The organism is Desulfothermus okinawensis JCM 13304 (genome assembly GCF_054654515.1).
The window spans coordinates 75,912-90,825 of record NZ_BAAIEW010000008.1; the positions used below are offsets into that span (position 1 = coordinate 75,912).

The 14,914-nt window shown below is 36.9% G+C and carries 16 protein-coding genes; all 16 read left to right on the top strand.

Going from position 1 to position 14,914, the window contains the following annotated elements; genetic code table 11:
* Nucleotides 1-173 precede the first annotated feature (173 nt).
* The gene (locus tag ACYQ0O_RS04715) at nt 174-758 is read left to right on the top strand and encodes a TetR/AcrR family transcriptional regulator (protein WP_459891117.1); all 585 of its coding nucleotides are present in this window, start codon (nt 174-176) and stop codon (nt 756-758) included.
* Nucleotides 759-801: 43 nt separating this feature from the next.
* Nucleotides 802-1,959, top strand: a complete 1,158-nt coding sequence (locus ACYQ0O_RS04720) for an efflux RND transporter periplasmic adaptor subunit (RefSeq protein WP_459891119.1) — start codon at nt 802-804, stop codon at nt 1,957-1,959.
* A 10-nt stretch (nt 1,960-1,969) separates the two neighbouring features.
* Nucleotides 1,970-5,140 carry an efflux RND transporter permease subunit gene (locus tag ACYQ0O_RS04725; RefSeq protein WP_459891121.1) on the top strand — a complete coding sequence of 1,057 codons (3,171 nt, stop codon included), beginning with the start codon at nt 1,970-1,972 and terminating at the stop codon, nt 5,138-5,140.
* Nucleotides 5,133-6,533: an efflux transporter outer membrane subunit gene (locus ACYQ0O_RS04730; RefSeq protein WP_459891123.1), complete on the top strand. Its 1,401-nt coding sequence runs from the start codon at nt 5,133-5,135 to the stop codon at nt 6,531-6,533. The genes ACYQ0O_RS04725 and ACYQ0O_RS04730 overlap by 8 nt, the downstream gene beginning before the upstream one ends.
* A gap of 395 nt (nt 6,534-6,928) precedes the next feature.
* Entirely contained in the window at nt 6,929-7,201 is a 273-nt protein-coding gene (locus ACYQ0O_RS04735) for a hypothetical protein (protein ID WP_459891125.1), read from the top strand.
* A gap of 173 nt (nt 7,202-7,374) precedes the next feature.
* Nucleotides 7,375-7,665 carry a four helix bundle protein gene (locus tag ACYQ0O_RS04740; RefSeq protein ID WP_075068584.1) on the top strand — a complete coding sequence of 97 codons (291 nt, stop codon included), beginning with the start codon at nt 7,375-7,377 and terminating at the stop codon, nt 7,663-7,665.
* 231 nt (nt 7,666-7,896) lie between these two features.
* A complete protein-coding gene (locus tag ACYQ0O_RS04745; RefSeq protein WP_459891127.1) occupies nt 7,897-8,973 on the top strand; it encodes an ATP-binding protein in 1,077 nt (358 codons plus the stop codon).
* 353 nt (nt 8,974-9,326) lie between these two features.
* On the top strand, nt 9,327-10,409 hold the full coding sequence (locus tag ACYQ0O_RS04750) for an ATP-binding protein (RefSeq protein ID WP_459891129.1): 1,083 nt from the start codon (nt 9,327-9,329) through the stop codon (nt 10,407-10,409).
* A gap of 265 nt (nt 10,410-10,674) precedes the next feature.
* Complete coding sequence (locus ACYQ0O_RS04755) at nt 10,675-11,751, top strand: ATP-binding protein (protein ID WP_459891131.1); 1,077 nt, start codon at nt 10,675-10,677, stop codon at nt 11,749-11,751.
* Between the two features lie 209 nt (nt 11,752-11,960).
* Nucleotides 11,961-12,191: a hypothetical protein gene (locus ACYQ0O_RS04760; RefSeq protein WP_459891133.1), complete on the top strand. Its 231-nt coding sequence runs from the start codon at nt 11,961-11,963 to the stop codon at nt 12,189-12,191.
* A complete protein-coding gene (locus ACYQ0O_RS04765; protein WP_459891135.1) occupies nt 12,175-12,609 on the top strand; it encodes a type II toxin-antitoxin system VapC family toxin in 435 nt (144 codons plus the stop codon). Before ACYQ0O_RS04760 ends, ACYQ0O_RS04765 begins: the two co-directional genes overlap by 17 nt.
* A gap of 360 nt (nt 12,610-12,969) precedes the next feature.
* Nucleotides 12,970-13,314, top strand: a complete 345-nt coding sequence (locus ACYQ0O_RS04770; RefSeq protein WP_075070223.1) for a four helix bundle protein — start codon at nt 12,970-12,972, stop codon at nt 13,312-13,314.
* 20 nt (nt 13,315-13,334) lie between these two features.
* Nucleotides 13,335-13,589 carry a UPF0175 family protein gene (locus ACYQ0O_RS04775; protein WP_075070224.1) on the top strand — a complete coding sequence of 85 codons (255 nt, stop codon included), beginning with the start codon at nt 13,335-13,337 and terminating at the stop codon, nt 13,587-13,589.
* Nucleotides 13,573-14,073: a PIN domain-containing protein gene (locus tag ACYQ0O_RS04780; RefSeq protein WP_075070225.1), complete on the top strand. Its 501-nt coding sequence runs from the start codon at nt 13,573-13,575 to the stop codon at nt 14,071-14,073. The genes ACYQ0O_RS04775 and ACYQ0O_RS04780 overlap by 17 nt, the downstream gene beginning before the upstream one ends.
* A 113-nt stretch (nt 14,074-14,186) precedes the next feature.
* Nucleotides 14,187-14,618 (top strand): four helix bundle protein, encoded by a 432-nt coding sequence (locus ACYQ0O_RS04785; RefSeq protein ID WP_459891138.1) that lies wholly within the window; start codon nt 14,187-14,189, stop codon nt 14,616-14,618.
* 96 nt (nt 14,619-14,714) lie between these two features.
* Complete coding sequence (locus ACYQ0O_RS04790; protein ID WP_075070228.1) at nt 14,715-14,909, top strand: four helix bundle protein; 195 nt, start codon at nt 14,715-14,717, stop codon at nt 14,907-14,909.
* Nucleotides 14,910-14,914: the final 5 nt, after the last annotated feature.

The following is a 14,914-nucleotide window of genomic DNA, read 5'->3' on the forward strand; positions in this document are numbered from 1 at the left end:
CGGAGCTAAAGAAATAGGCAGATAAAATAAAATACCCCTTTGTTTCCAACAATACCAATGAATTTTTGCGGAAAGCCAATGATAAGCTGGGGCTAAATTGTAGTATCACAATTTTTTCTTGACTTATTTTAAAAATGTAAGTAAGTGCTTGCTTTTATTATGGGAGATAAATTATGGATAAGTTGAGTGCAAAAGAGAGGATAATTGAAGCGGCATATAATCTTTTTTCTGAAAAGGGTTATCATGCTACATCCACAAAGGAGATAGCAAAGGCTGCCAAGGTATCAGAAGTGACTTTATTTAGAAATTTTGGGACCAAAGAAGGTTTGTTTGAGGAAGTTTTAAAGGAGAGGTCCATAATACCAGACCTCTTAAAGGCAATAGATGAGGTAGAAGAAGCAAATCTGGAATATTTATTATTTGCACTATCCAAAAAATTTTATTTTACCTTACTATCTAAAAAGAAATTTATAGTAATCATTTCTTCTGAATTAAATCAATATTCAGATAAGATCATTAATATTCACAGGAAATTGATAAATGAGATAGATGATTTGTTGGTAAAGATTTTTTCAAAATACCATTGTAATGGTATAAATTGTGATTTAAATACCATTGCTGTGGCATTTAGGGGAATGATATTTGACTTTTTCTTTACAAATGAAATCTTTTTGAGAAGAACCTTATCAAGAGAGGAAATTGAAAAAATACTTTCAGGTTTTGTAACGATTATTTTAAATTCCATCACAAAGCCCTAGATATTGAATTTTTGATTTTGAATCATAAAAGGGGAGGTTTTTTATGAAAAACAAGTATTTATTAATACTTTTTATTGCAACAACCATATTATTTGGGTGTAAGAAAGAAACGAAAAATCCTGTAAAACAGAAGATGAGACTTCCAGTTGTATCATATATACTCATAAAAAAACAACCAGTTATACTCACAAAAGAACTACCAGGAAGGGTTGCATCTTATAAAACAGCCAAAATCATACCACAGGTAAGTGGAATATTGTTAAAAAGGGTATTTAAAGAAGGCTCATATGTAAAGAAAGGAGATCTCCTCTATATTATTGATCCAAGACCATATGAAGCCAGGCTAGAGAGTGCAAAGGCAGCCTTAAAGGCAGCACAGGCAAAACTTCCTGCACTGGAAAAACAGGTTAAAAGATTCTCCATGTTAGTAAAAAATAAATCCATAAGTGAACAGACCTATGATGATACAAAGGCAGCACTGGATCAATTAAAGGCAAATATTGATCTATACAGGGCACAGATAAAGTCAGCCAAAATAAATCTTGATTATTGTTATATTAAGGCACCGATAAGCGGGATAATTGGTCGATCTTACATTACAGAAGGTGCAGTTGTAAGGGCATATCAGCCATCTCCTATGGCGCTAATTCAACACTTTGATCCAGTTTATGTAGATGTACCTATCTCTACTGAAGAGTTATATGGACTAAAGAAAGAGAGAAAATCCAATTTAGTAAAATATACCCCTGATATGGATAGAGATGTCCAGCTAATCTTTGAGGACAAAACAATTTATCCTAAAAAGGGCATTTTAGAGTTTAGCGAAGTTACAGTGGATGAGACCACTGGTTCTGTTATACTCAGGATAAGATTTCCAAACAAAAATAGGGTCCTGCTTCCCCAGATGTTTGTGAGGGTGAGGATTGTTGAGGGGATAATGCCAGGGGCAATACTGGTTCCCCAGGAGGCAGTCAGGTTTGATACAAAAGGAAATCCATATGTGTTTGTGGTGGACAATCAAAATAGGGCAATGGTTAGGCCAATTTTAATTGGCAGGACAATTGAAAATAAGTGGCTTGTAATATCAGGCCTTAAGGAAAATGACAGGTTAATAGTCAAAGGGCTTCAGTATATAAGGCCCCAGGTCCCGGTAAAACCCATGCTGAATACACCTATAGCCAAGGGACAGGCAAAGTCTTAGGAGGATATAAATGCTATCTCGTTTTTTTCTAAAAAGGCCAGTATTTGCCTGGGTAATAGCAATTGCAATAATGAGTTTTGGATTGCTCGGGCTTAAATTTTTGCCAATATCCCAGCATCCTGAGCTTGCCCCTCCTGTAATAGCAGTTGAGGCATTATATCCTGGAGCATCTGCAGACACAGTGGAAAATACAGTTACCCAGATAATAGAGCAACAACTAACCGGGCTGGATGGTCTATGGTATATGAATGCACGAAGTAGCTCAGCTGGTGTCTCAAGAATAGAGCTCACCTTTGCCCCTGGCACAGACCCAGATATAGCATGGTCTAAGGTGCAAAATAAGGTCCAGCTTGCCCTTGCCAGTCTGCCAGAGGTGGTTCAGAGACAGGGGGTCAGGGTAAGTAAATCAACAAGGAATTATTTGCTTGTAGCTGGTATTGTATCAACAGATGGTAAATATAATGGCAATGATTTAAGGGACTATGCAAAGTCAAATATTGAAAAGATCCTGGCCAGGATCCCAGGAGTTGGTGAGGTTCAGGTCTTTGGGACAGAATATGCCATGAGGATATGGCTAAATCCAGATAAATTGATAAAATACAATTTGACCGTAGAAGATGTAGTCTATGCCCTGAAAAATTATAATGTGGAGGTCTCTGCTGGACAATTAGGCGGAGCGCCAGCAGTTAAAGGACAAAAACTAAATGCATCTATTATTATACAGCATTACTTAAAGACCCCAGAGGAATTTTCTAAAATTCCCATAAGGATAAATAAAGATGGATCAAGGATATATTTAAGGGATATTGCAAGGGTTGAACTTGGAACAGAGTTCTATGATATACAGGGAACATACAATGGAAGTCCTGCTGCCTTCCTGGCTGTTAGAAAGATGGCCGGGTCAAATTCCCTAAAAGTAGCAAACAGGATAAAGAGCAAGCTAAGTAAGATGAGCAGATATTTCCCTGAGGGTGTTAAGGTGGTCTATCCATATGATACAACACCCTTTACAAAGGCCGCAATTCATGAGGTTACAAAGACCCTATATGAGGCCATTATCCTTGTATTTATTGTGATGTTTGTGTTTTTGGGCAGCTTCAGGGCAACAATAATTCCCACCATTGCCGTTCCTGTGGTAGTACTTGGCACATTTGGAATTATCTGGGTCCTTGGTTTTTCAATAAATATGCTCACCATGTTTGCAATGGTACTTGCAATAGGACTTTTAGTAGATGATGCTATTGTTGTGGTGGAAAATGTGGACAGGATCATGGAGGAAGAAGGTATATCTCCAAAAGAGGCAGCTGCAAAATCCATGGATGAGATAACTGGTGCCCTGGTTGGTATTGGGCTTGTCTTATCTGCTGTGTTCTTGCCAATGGCTTTTTTCCCTGGTTCAACTGGGATTATTTATAGACAGTTTTCAGTGACCATTGCAGCAGCAATGCTCCTTTCTGTAGTTGTAGCCCTTGTCTTAACTCCTGTTTTGTGTGCTACATTTTTAAGACCATATCCCAAGGGAACACCATCCTATGAGAGGTCTTTTTTTATTTTTAGACCATTTTTAAAGGTGTTTGATAAGACGCTTAAATGGGGGCGTAGTCTCTATATCAGAGTGGTAGGATATACCGTTGGCAGAAAATTAAGGTTTTTTATTATTTATATAATAATTGTTGGTGTAACTGGATATCTATTTATTCACATGAAGACAGGCTATCTTCCAGAAGAAGACCAGGGAATTATATTGATTCAGGCGATTTTGCCCTCAGGATCTACCATGGAACAGACAAAAAAAGTGATGAGAAGGGTTGAACAATATATTCAAAAACATGAACAAAAGGCTATTAAATCTTTTGCATCTGTTATTGGTTATTCCTATGGAGGACAGGCCCAAAACATGGCCCTTGGATTTATTCATTTAAGGGATTGGTCCCTTAGAAAACAGGGATCCCTTTCAGCTAAGGCAGTTGTTTCCAGGCTAATGAGGCAGTTCTCTACATACAACGATGCAATGGTATTTGCATTCATGCCTCCTCCTATTATTGAGCTTGGCAATGCAGCAGGATTTGACTTTGAGCTATTGGATTATGGAGGGGTTGGGTACCAAAAATTACTTCAGGCCAGAAACCAACTACTATATATGGCATTTAAGGATCCAAGGCTAATTAGGGTTAGGCCCAATGGGATGAATCCAGTGGTACAATATAAAATAGATATAGACTGGGAAAAAGCAGGTGCATTAAAATTGCCCATCTCATCTATTCACAACAATATTGCTGCAGCAATTGGATCTGCATATGTAAATGATTTTGTAAAAAATGGAAGGGTAAAAAAGGTGTATGTGCAGTTTGATGCCCCATATAGGATGATGCCAAAGGACCTCAAAAAAATATACATAAGGAACTTAGATGGAAAGATGGTACCATTTTCAGCAGTGGCAAAGGGAAAATGGATATATGGCCCACAGCAACTGGAAAGATATAATGGATTTCCTTCAATGAATATATGGGGAGAGCCTGCTCCAGGCTTTAGTACTGGTGATGCAATGAAGGTTATGGAAGAGCTGGCAACTAAGTTACCAAAAGATATTGGATACGCCTGGACAGGGCTTTCATACCAGGAAAAGATGGCAACAAGCCAGGGTCCACTTGTATATGGATTTGCAATCTTTGTTATATTTTTGGTCCTTGCAGCACTTTATGAGAGCTGGCCAATCCCAATTGCAATCTTGCTCTCCATGCCACTTGGGGTAATTGGTGGAATTATAGCCACAAATATGAGGGGATTTAATAATGATGTATATTTTCAAGTGGGGCTTGTAACTGTGCTTGGTTTAACAACAAAAAATGCAATCTTGATTGTGCAATTTGCCCGTGAGAGGATAGATGCTGGGTATGAGCTTATAAAAGCAGTCCTTGAGGCTGCAAAACTAAGGCTCAGGCCAATACTCATGACATCCTTTGCCTTTGGATTTGGGGTTCTCCCCCTTGCTATCTCCCATGGACCTGGAGCTGGTGCTGAAAATGCAATAGGGACTGTAGTTTTAGGCGGAACAATTTCTTCTACCTTTATTGCAGTTATCTTTATCCCCCTTTTCTATGTGATTATTTATAATCTCCTTGGAAAAAAGAAAAAGGAAGTAGATATAACACTTCAAGAAGGAGAGGCTCAAAATGTATAAAAGAGCTATTGTTGTAATCTTAATGTTACTTATTAGTAGTTGTTCATTTATACCAGAATATAAAAGACCTAATATGCCAGTTCAGGATTCTTTTCCTGAAAATGGAATATACAAAAATATATCATATAAAAATGAGACAGATATTCCGAAGATAAGGTGGCAGGACTTTATAAAGGATGAAAAGCTAAAAGAGATTGTAAAGATTGCCTTAAAAAACAATAGGGACCTAAAACTTGCAATCTTAAATGTAGAGCAGGCAAGGGCATTATATGGAATCAAGTCAGCTGAGCTATATCCATCAATATATGCATCATCTGGCATGGAAAAACAGAGGGTGCCAGATGATCTCTCCCCCACAAGAAAGGCGTATATTCAAAAGCAATATAGTGTAGATCTTGGGCTTGCACAGTGGGAGATAGACTTTTTTGGAAAAGTTCGTTCTCAAAAAAAAGAGGCACTAGAAGAATTTTTTGCAGCAAAAGAGAACAGACGGGCAGCGCAGATTTCTTTGATTTTAGAGATATCCAGGACATACCTAAAACTTGCAGCAGATATGGAAAATCTAAAGATTGCGGAGCAGCTGCTTGATACTGCCAAAAAAAGTTTTGAGCTTGTAAAAAGCCAGTATGATGTTGGAGTTGCAACAGAGATAGACCTAAACAGGGCAAGGACAGAAGTTGATACAATAAGGGTGATGGTTGTTAATCTAAAACAGTTGGTGAATCTTGACAAAAATACCTTGAATTATATCGTAGGCACACCTGTTTCTGACAATTTGCTCCCACATGGTCTATCTAATAAAAATCCCTTTGAGGAAATAAGGCCAGGGTTATCTTCTCTAGTTCTTTTAAACAGACCAGATGTCATGGCTGCAGAACACAATCTAAAGGCATCATATGCGAGAATTGGTGCTGCAAGGGCTGCATTTTTCCCTTCTATTTCACTTACAACAGGTCTTGGCACTGCCACTGATGACCTATCAAATCTATTTAAAGGCTCTTCTCGCACATGGAATTTGGGCATAGGCGGCACACTTCCTGTGTTTGATGCAAGGGTTTGGGCAGCCTATAAACTGAGTAAGGTACAAAGAGAGATTGTGCTAACTGAGTATGAAAAGACAATCCAAAATGCATTTAAAGAAGTATTAGACAGATTAGTTGAAAAGGCAACAATAGATGAGCTGGTATCAGCCCAAAAAGGACTTGTTGAATCCCTTGAGAAGACATATAATCTGTCTTTAAAAAGGTATAAACAGGGAATAGACAGCTATTTTTCAGTGCTGGATGCAAATAGAAACCTCCTTCAAGCAAAACAAGAACTCACAAGCTTAATCATGACCAAATACGCTAACAAAATAGCCCTATATTCTGCTCTTGGTGGAGGAGGGGAGTAACATTATTTGTGTAAATCCATATTTGGCTTATTTTATATAATATTCATATATGCCCCTCTTATCATAAAACTTAGCTATGTCTTCTGCGGGTAACTGGGAGTGTAGTAACCCCCAAAAGTAGTAATATTTTCATTGCACTTACCTAGTTTTAAATCTATATTCTCCATTACAAGACACCTCCTTGGTGTGTTTTGTTTTTTTGCTTATATATTAATAATTACACTAAGTTAGAGGTGACTTGCAAGTACTTTGCTCTCCCTAATGCAAAATTAAGGCTTCCCCTAGTGCAAGATTAAGGAATATGGGCGTAAAACTTTTAAATTTGATAGAGGGCGTTATTCTTTTTTTGAAAAGATGATAGTAGAAATCTAATTAAAAGCTACGGATGGTCTAAAATGAGTTTATATGAACTGGCATTTTTAGTCTTTGTCATTAACCTACCTTTTGGATATTTAAGGGGTAAAAGTAAGAAGTATTCACTAAAATGGTTTCTGTATATTCACCTCCCAATCCCCATGATAATTTTACTCAGAATATATTCAGGATTGGGTTTTCAATTTTATACATTTCCATGGACAGTTGGTGCATTTTTTCTGGGACAGGTCTTTGGAGCAAAGTTAAGTGAGTTCATTATGAGTAAAAATGAAAAAAAGGGGACATGCGAATAATGTTTCTTTTATAACCGAAATAGAACTTCTTTGTTATCCAAACTTAATTATTTTAGAAGAATAAAAAAAGATAAAAGAGTTTTTGACAACTATAACTATTATAAATATAAACAATTTTATCAAGGATAATACCATTTTGTTCAAAAAGGAATAGTGGAACAGTAGAGTAGTGGATGAGTGGGAGGGAGATGAGGTTTGATTTCAGGAAGTTGGAGGTATGGCAGTTAGCAAGAGATTTGAGAAATGAAATTATGGAGTTGTGCAGAAAGTTGCCTCTAGACGAAAAATTTAGGTTAGTTGATCAAATGATAATGGCATCAAGATCTGTAACAGCAAATATAATAGAAGGGCATGGTAGATATCATTTTCAAGAGAATATTCAGTTTTGCGGGCAGGCACGGGGCTCATTATTTGAATTATTAGATCATTTAACAGTTTGTTTAGACTGTAATTATATCTCATAAGCAGAAAAAATGGAATAGTGGAGAATTGGAGTAGTAGTGTATTGGTATAGTAGTATAGTGGTGGAGTAGTATAAATGTTACCTAAAGTTAGAAGTATTTAAAGTAGCACCGTGAACCGTGAAGCGGGAATCGTGAATCGGGAACCGGAACTCGGTAACTGGAATTCGGATCCCGGAAACCGGGTCACGGAAATCGGATCCCGGACATCGGAACTACAATAAGGATTTAAAAATGAAGATGTTTAGAGGCAAAAGATTAATAGATAGAGAAAAAGAGATAAGATTTATAAAAGAGTGGTTTGAAGATATTCCAGATGAGATACTCTGGATCTATGGTCCAAAGTCCAGTGGAAAGACCACCATTATTGAATATATAGTAGAAAATGAGTTGTTTGAAGATTTCTGGAGTTTAAAGCCCAGAGGGAATTATTGGGTTAAGTATATAAACTTAAGGAGATATTTGATAAGTAGTTATAAGACATTTTTAGAGGCATTTTTACAGCCCAAAAAAGAGATAAAAGGTCAAAAAGAGAAGATAAATGCGAGGATGTCAATAGGGGTATTTTCTATTAATTCAGAGATATTAAAAGAGGTAAAACAAAGGGAAAAAGATCTGTTTAATGTCTTAACAGAGCATATTCAAGAGATGGCATCTAATAAAAGACCAATCTTAATAATAGATGAGATCCAGACCCTACAGGACATATACATAAATTCAGAGAGGGAATTATTAAAGGAGTTTTTAAATTTTTGCGTAGCATTAACCAAGGAGCTTCATCTAGCACATGTGGTTATCTTAAGTTCTAACACTGTATTTATAGATAGAATCTACAATGATGCGAAGTTAAAAGTAACAAGTAGGTTTTACAAGGTTGATCATTTAGATAAGGATACCACTGTAAGTTGGTTAATGGAAGATGGTTTTAAAGATAAAGATATAGAATTGATATGGGAATATCTAGGTGGTTGCATTCCCTTAATTCAAAGGATGATAAGGGAAAAAAGAGAATTTCAAAATTTAAAAGAATACTTAGAATATCAGAAGAGACTCGCATTTAGTGAGATAATAGACTTTATCCAAAGGGGAGATTTTAGAGAACAAGAGATAGAGATATTTGAGAAGATAGCGGAGAGGATTTTGAAGGAGGGGGTATATTATTTAGATAAGAAAGAAAATAGGGATGAGATAAAGGTGATAGATAGGTGGGCAGAAAAAGAGATACTATTTTTTGATCCATTGACAAGGGAAGTAAAGGGTAATAATCGCTTATATGAGAAGGGAATGGATGAGTTATTGGGAATAGTATAGTGGTGTATTGGTAGAGTAGTATAGTGGTGGAGTAGTATAAATGTTACCTAAAGTTAGAAGTATTTAAAGTAGCACCGTGAACCGTGAAGCGGGAATCGTGAAGCGGGATCCGGAACTCGGTAACTGGAATTCGGATCCCGGAAACCGGGTCACGGACTACGGGTCATGAAAATCGGATCACGAATCACGAAATTAACGTTAAAACGTTTAAACGTTACCTAAAGTTAGAAGTATTTAAAATAGCTAGGAATTAGAAGAGATGAGATTAGTATTACAGTATAAACAACTACACCACTATACAACTATACCACTACACTACTATACCAATAAACCACTAAAATAAGGATTAAAAAATGAGAATATTTAGGGGAGAAAGACTCATAGATAGAGATAAGGAAATAGAATTTGTAAAGAGTTGGTTTGATAATATACCAAAAGAGATTTTATGGATTTATGGACCCAAGTCAAGTGGTAAGACAACTCTTATAGAGTATATAGTGGAAAATGAATTATTTGAAGATTTTGAAGATATGAAACCAAAGGATAGATATTGGGTAAGATATATAAATTTGAGAAGGAAGCTAGTAACTAGTTATGATACTTTTTTAGAATCATTTATAAAGCCAAAGGAAGAGTACGAGGAGCTTAAAAAAGAGGAAAGACTTTCGGCAAAAGTAAGTGTAGGGATTTTTTCTGTAAGATCAGAAAAGCTAAAAAAGATAAAAGAGAAAAAATTTGATTTGTTTGATGTACTAGTTGAAGAATTAAGTAAAATATCTAAACACAAAATGCCAATCTTAATAATAGATGAGGTCCAGACCGTAGAGGACATATACATAAATTCAGAAAGGGAGTTATTAAAGGAGTTTTTAAATTTTTGTGTAGCCTTAACCAAGGAGCTTCATCTAGCACATGTTGTTATTTTAAGCTCTAACACTGTTTTTATAGACAGGATATATAATGATGCCAAATTAAAAGTTACCAGTGAATTTTATAAAATAGATCACTTAGATAAGCAGACTACAGAAGAGTGGTTAAGAGAAGAGGGATTTACAGGTGCTGAAATAGATGTAATCTGGGATTATCTTGGAGGATGTATTCCATTAATTCAAAAGATGATAAAAGACAAGGATAGGTTTTCTACCTTAAGGGAGTATTTGGAATACCGCAAAGACCTGGCATTTAGTGAGATAATAGATTTTATTCAAAGAGGGGATTTTACAAAAGAGGAAAAGGAAATGTTTAAGGATATATGCAGGCGTATTTTAGCTAAAGGTTGTTATTTATTAACAGACGAAGATAAAGATAAAGAGATAAAAATAGTGGATAGGTGGGCCGAAAAAGAGATACTATTTTTTGATCCATTAACAAGAGAAGTAAGAGGAAATAATCGCTTATATGAGAAGGGAATGGAGAAGTTATTGGGAATTGGGTAGTGTGTTGGTGGAGTGGTATAGTGGTATATTGGTAGAGTAGTATAAATGTTACCTAAAGTTAGAAGTATTTAAAGTAGCACCGTGAAGGGTGAACTGGGAACCGTGAACCGGGAACCGTGAACCGTGAATCGGGAACCGGAACTCGGTAACTGGAATTCGGATCCCGGAACTCGGATCCCGGAAATCGGGAACCGGATCCCGGAACTCGGATCCCGGGTCACGGAAACCGGGTCACGGAAATCGGAACTACAATAAGGAATAAAAAATGAAAATGTTTAGGGGAGAAAGACTCATAGATAGGGATGAAGAAATAAGATTTATAAAGAACTGGTTTGATAATTTACCTAAAGAGATACTCTGGATCTATGGTCCAAAGTCCAGTGGAAAGACCACCATTATTGAATATATAGTAGAAAATGAGTTGTTTGAAGATTTCTGGAGTTTAAAGCCCAGAGGGAATTATTGGGTTAAGTATATAAACTTAAGGAGATATTTGATAAGTAGTTATAAGACATTTTTAGAGGCATTTTTACAGCCCAAAAAAGAGGTAAAAGGTCAAAAAAAGAAGATAAATGCGAGGATGTCAATAGGGGTATTTTCTATTAATTCAGAGATATTAAAAGAGGTAAAACAAAGGGAAAAAGATCTGTTTAATGTCTTAACAGAGCATATTCAAGAGATGGCGTCTAATAAAAGACCTATATTAATAATAGATGAGATCCAGACCTTAGAGGACATATACATAAATTCAGAAAGGGAGTTATTAAAGGAGTTTTTAAATTTTTGCGTAGCATTAACCAAAGAGCTTCATCTATCGCATGTTGTGATTTTAAGCTCTAATACTGTTTTTATAGACAGGATATATAATGATGCAAAGCTAAAAGTTACCAGTGAATTTTATAAAATAGATCATTTAGATAAGCAGATTACCAGTGAATGGTTAAGAGAAGAGGGATTTGGAGAAGATGAGGTAAAGTTAATCTGGGATTATCTTGGTGGCTGTATGCCGTTAATTCAAAAGGTGATCAAAGATAAGGACAGGTTTTCTACATTAGAGGAGTTTTTGCAATATCGCAAGGACCTTGCATTTAGTGAGATAATAGATTTTATTCAAAGGGGAGATTTTACAAAAGAGGATAAGAAGATATTTAAGGATATATGCAGGTGTATTTTAGCTGAGGGTCGTTATTTATTAACAGATGAAGATAAAGATAAAGAGATAAAAATAGTGGATAGGTGGGCCGAAAAAGAGATCCTATTTTTTGATCCATTGACAAGGGAAGTAAAGGGCAATAATCGTCTGTATGAAAAGGGTATGGAGAAGTTATTGGGGGTAAGTTAATAGTATAGTGGTGGAGTAGGCTTCAAAGATGTAAAGAACTTGAGAAGGAATTTAATAAATTACCTCATTAATACTAAACTATTTTACGGCATTTCCATATCTTTCTTTAAAAAAGGATTTTCTTATCTGCGGTCTCAGACCTTGATTCTTTTGGCTAAGAGCTTAAAATTATGTAAGTAAGCTTACATGTAAATTTTCTGGAGGGTCTTATGAGCACAATAGTAAAATCAATAAGGGTAAAAGAGGAGATATGGGAAACCCTTCGAAGAGTCAGCAAAGAAGAAAACAAGCCATTAACACAACTGCTAGATGAAGCATTAGAGGGATATTTGGGAGAGAAAATTAAAAAAAGAGCAGGTGAAAAAATACGAAAACTGCCGAGACTCTCACTAGGCAAGGATTCTATCACTAGAGAGGAGATTTATGAAGGTCGGTATTGATACCAATGTTTTATTTTATTTTTTAAACAAGGATAATCCATTTCATGAAGAGGCAAGGGACAATTTAACAATGTTGGTGGAAGAGCAATCTGCTGTGCTTACTCAGCAGAATTTAATAGAGTTGACAGCGGTGCTAACCCGAAGAGGAATAACCACGGAAGAAACAGAGAATTATGTGAAGAGCTTTGCAGAAGTTATGCTGGTGCTAAGACCTACCGTGAAGGCAGTTGATCTTTTTCTGGATCAAATGAAGAAACATGCTGTAAAGGGGGCCAAGGTTTTTGACCTATATTTAGCGGCTACTTTAAGAAGTAATGGGATCAGCTTGCTCTACACATATAACGAAAAAGATTTTTTAAGTATAGATGGGCTCCATTTATGGAATCCTAAAGGAAAGAAAAAGAAGACAGACGAGTGATAGTTTTACTGCCCACTATAGTGGTCTGTGATGAGTAATGGGAGGATAAGTAGGGAGTTGGGGATAGAGATAAGGGAGTGGAGGGAGGAAATGGTGAACAGTGAACCGGGAATCGGGAACAGTGAACAGTGAAGCGGGAACCGTGAACAGTGAGCCGTGAACAGTGAACCGGGAAGCGGGAGCCGGAACTCGGAATTCGTAGATCGGAAACCGGGTCACGAATCACGGATCCCGGAAACCGAATCACGAATCATGGCATGGCTTTTGGCGACATCTTTATTGACAAATTCCGGTTGGGGAGAAAGGTTGGAGAGGTTGTAAAGGTTGTAAAGGTTGTAGGGGTTGTAGAGGTGGTTGTAAATGGGTAATAGTTGGAAAGATTTGGTGGTTTGGCAAAAGAGTCATGATATGGTATTAGATATTTACAAGTTGATAAAGGATTTTCCAAGAACAGAGGCATATTCCTTTTACTTGCGGAGAGATTTAGGCTATATAAGCAAAGAAAAGTACAATGAACTTGAAGACAAACTCACTGAAATAAGCTACCTCCTCAACCAACTAATAAAATCCCTAACCCCTAAACCCTCTACAACCTCTAGAACTTCTACAACATCTACAACTTCTACAACCTCTACAACAGACCCTCTACTAGTAAAAATGGTTTATGAAATAACAAAGGTTTTCCCTTTTCAAACAAGGTATTAGAAAAGTTGGAGGGGAGAGTAATGGGTGTGCGATTAGAAATTCCTGATACTGTTGTTCAAGCGATCCGCTTGCCAGAAGAGCGAATCGCACAAGAGCTACTTGTAGAATTGGCGACTGCCCTGTATGCACAGGGACTATTGTCTTTTGGCAAAGCAAGGGAACTGGCCAAAATGGAGAAGTATGAATTTAGTCAGCTATTAGGGAAGCGCAGTATTATTCGACATTATAGCCAAGAAGAATTAGAGGACGATCTGGCTTATGCCTGTGGTGAGTAACACATCGCCTCTGTTGAACTTATCGATCATTGGTAGACTTTCATTTCTGCGCGATCAATTTGGCGAGATATGGATTCCTTTAAAAGTTGTGAAGGAATTGCGTGTTGAAGAGGATCTCCCAGGATGTTGGGCCATAAGGGAAGCGATAAAAGAAGGATGGATTAAAACTAAGGAAGTGAAAGACCTGGCATTGGTGAGAGTCCTTGAGCATGATCTGGATGGAGGTGAAGCAGAAGCTATTGCATTAGCCATACAACTAAAGGCCGATTGGATATTATTGGATGAGCTAGAAGGACGGCGCATGGCCAAATTATTGGGGTTGAAGGTTGTTGGTGTTTTAGGTATCCTGCTTAAAGCACAAAGGGAAGGTAAATTGCAATCGTTACAAATGGTGCTAAAAGATCTCCAGGAAAAGGCCGGTTTCCGTATCCGTAAAGATTTGCTTATACGAGTTTTACAGGAAAGTGGTGAGAAATTAAAATAAAACAAATAGAGGTAAGAGGAGCAAAGAAAAAAGGGGAGAGGGGAATAAAGTTGGAGAGGTTGTAGATGTTGTAGAGGTTGTAAAGGTTGTAGACGTTGTAAAGGTGGTTGTAAATGGGTAATAGTTGGAAAGATTTGGTGGTTTGGCAAAAGGGTCATGATATGGTATTAGATATTTACAAGTTGATAAAGGATTTTCCAAGGATAGAGGCATATTCCATAGTTGACCAAATTAAAAGAGCAGCCTATTCTGTGCCTGCCAATATTGAAGGGCATTCTAAGAAAAGTAAAAAAGAATTCTCCAGGTATTTATACATTTCCAGAGGCTCCCTGGAGGAATTAAGATACTTCCTTTTACTTGCGAGAGATTTAGGCTATATAAGCAAAGAAAAGTACAGTGAACTTGAAGACAAACTCACTGAAATAAGCTACCTCCTCAACCAACTAATAAAATCCCTAACCCCTACCCCCTCTATAACCTCTACAACATCTACAACTTCTACAACCTCTAAACCCTCTACAACCTCTAGACCCTCTACAACTTGAAGAACCATGCCAACTTAGATGCTTAAAAAGGAGATTGAGGAAATAGTGAACAGTGAATAGTGAACAGTGAACAGTGAGTAGTGAGTGGGGGGGAAAATGGACCATAAAGAATTGGAAGTTTGGAAGAAGTCTATTGAGTTGGTAAAGAATGTTTATCAAATAACAAATAGTTTCCCGAAGGAAGAAGTTTATGGGATTATTTCTCAAATTAGAAGAGCTGCGATCTCAATACCGTCTAAAGAACTAGGATACTTAGAAAATGAGCTAATAACCTTAATTGACATAGAATGAATGTA

What these genes read in the sequence shown, in the direction of transcription:
- ACYQ0O_RS04765 (WP_459891135.1), top strand. Translation starts at nt 12,175, where the DNA reads ATGAAGGTCGGTATTGATACCAATGTTTTATTTTATTTTTTAAACAAG.
- ACYQ0O_RS04770 (WP_075070223.1), top strand. Translation starts at nt 12,970, where the DNA reads ATGGGTAATAGTTGGAAAGATTTGGTGGTTTGGCAAAAGAGTCATGAT.
- ACYQ0O_RS04755 (WP_459891131.1), top strand. Translation starts at nt 10,675, where the DNA reads ATGAAAATGTTTAGGGGAGAAAGACTCATAGATAGGGATGAAGAAATA.
- ACYQ0O_RS04735 (WP_459891125.1), top strand. Translation starts at nt 6,929, where the DNA reads ATGAGTTTATATGAACTGGCATTTTTAGTCTTTGTCATTAACCTACCT.
- ACYQ0O_RS04745 (WP_459891127.1), top strand. Translation starts at nt 7,897, where the DNA reads ATGAAGATGTTTAGAGGCAAAAGATTAATAGATAGAGAAAAAGAGATA.
- ACYQ0O_RS04760 (WP_459891133.1), top strand. Translation starts at nt 11,961, where the DNA reads ATGAGCACAATAGTAAAATCAATAAGGGTAAAAGAGGAGATATGGGAA.
- ACYQ0O_RS04785 (WP_459891138.1), top strand. Translation starts at nt 14,187, where the DNA reads ATGGGTAATAGTTGGAAAGATTTGGTGGTTTGGCAAAAGGGTCATGAT.
- ACYQ0O_RS04775 (WP_075070224.1), top strand. Translation starts at nt 13,335, where the DNA reads ATGGGTGTGCGATTAGAAATTCCTGATACTGTTGTTCAAGCGATCCGC.
- ACYQ0O_RS04740 (WP_075068584.1), top strand. Translation starts at nt 7,375, where the DNA reads ATGAGTGGGAGGGAGATGAGGTTTGATTTCAGGAAGTTGGAGGTATGG.
- ACYQ0O_RS04780 (WP_075070225.1), top strand. Translation starts at nt 13,573, where the DNA reads ATGCCTGTGGTGAGTAACACATCGCCTCTGTTGAACTTATCGATCATT.
- ACYQ0O_RS04715 (WP_459891117.1), top strand. Translation starts at nt 174, where the DNA reads ATGGATAAGTTGAGTGCAAAAGAGAGGATAATTGAAGCGGCATATAAT.
- ACYQ0O_RS04750 (WP_459891129.1), top strand. Translation starts at nt 9,327, where the DNA reads ATGAGAATATTTAGGGGAGAAAGACTCATAGATAGAGATAAGGAAATA.
- ACYQ0O_RS04725 (WP_459891121.1), top strand. Translation starts at nt 1,970, where the DNA reads ATGCTATCTCGTTTTTTTCTAAAAAGGCCAGTATTTGCCTGGGTAATA.
- ACYQ0O_RS04720 (WP_459891119.1), top strand. Translation starts at nt 802, where the DNA reads ATGAAAAACAAGTATTTATTAATACTTTTTATTGCAACAACCATATTA.
- ACYQ0O_RS04730 (WP_459891123.1), top strand. Translation starts at nt 5,133, where the DNA reads ATGTATAAAAGAGCTATTGTTGTAATCTTAATGTTACTTATTAGTAGT.
- ACYQ0O_RS04790 (WP_075070228.1), top strand. Translation starts at nt 14,715, where the DNA reads ATGGACCATAAAGAATTGGAAGTTTGGAAGAAGTCTATTGAGTTGGTA.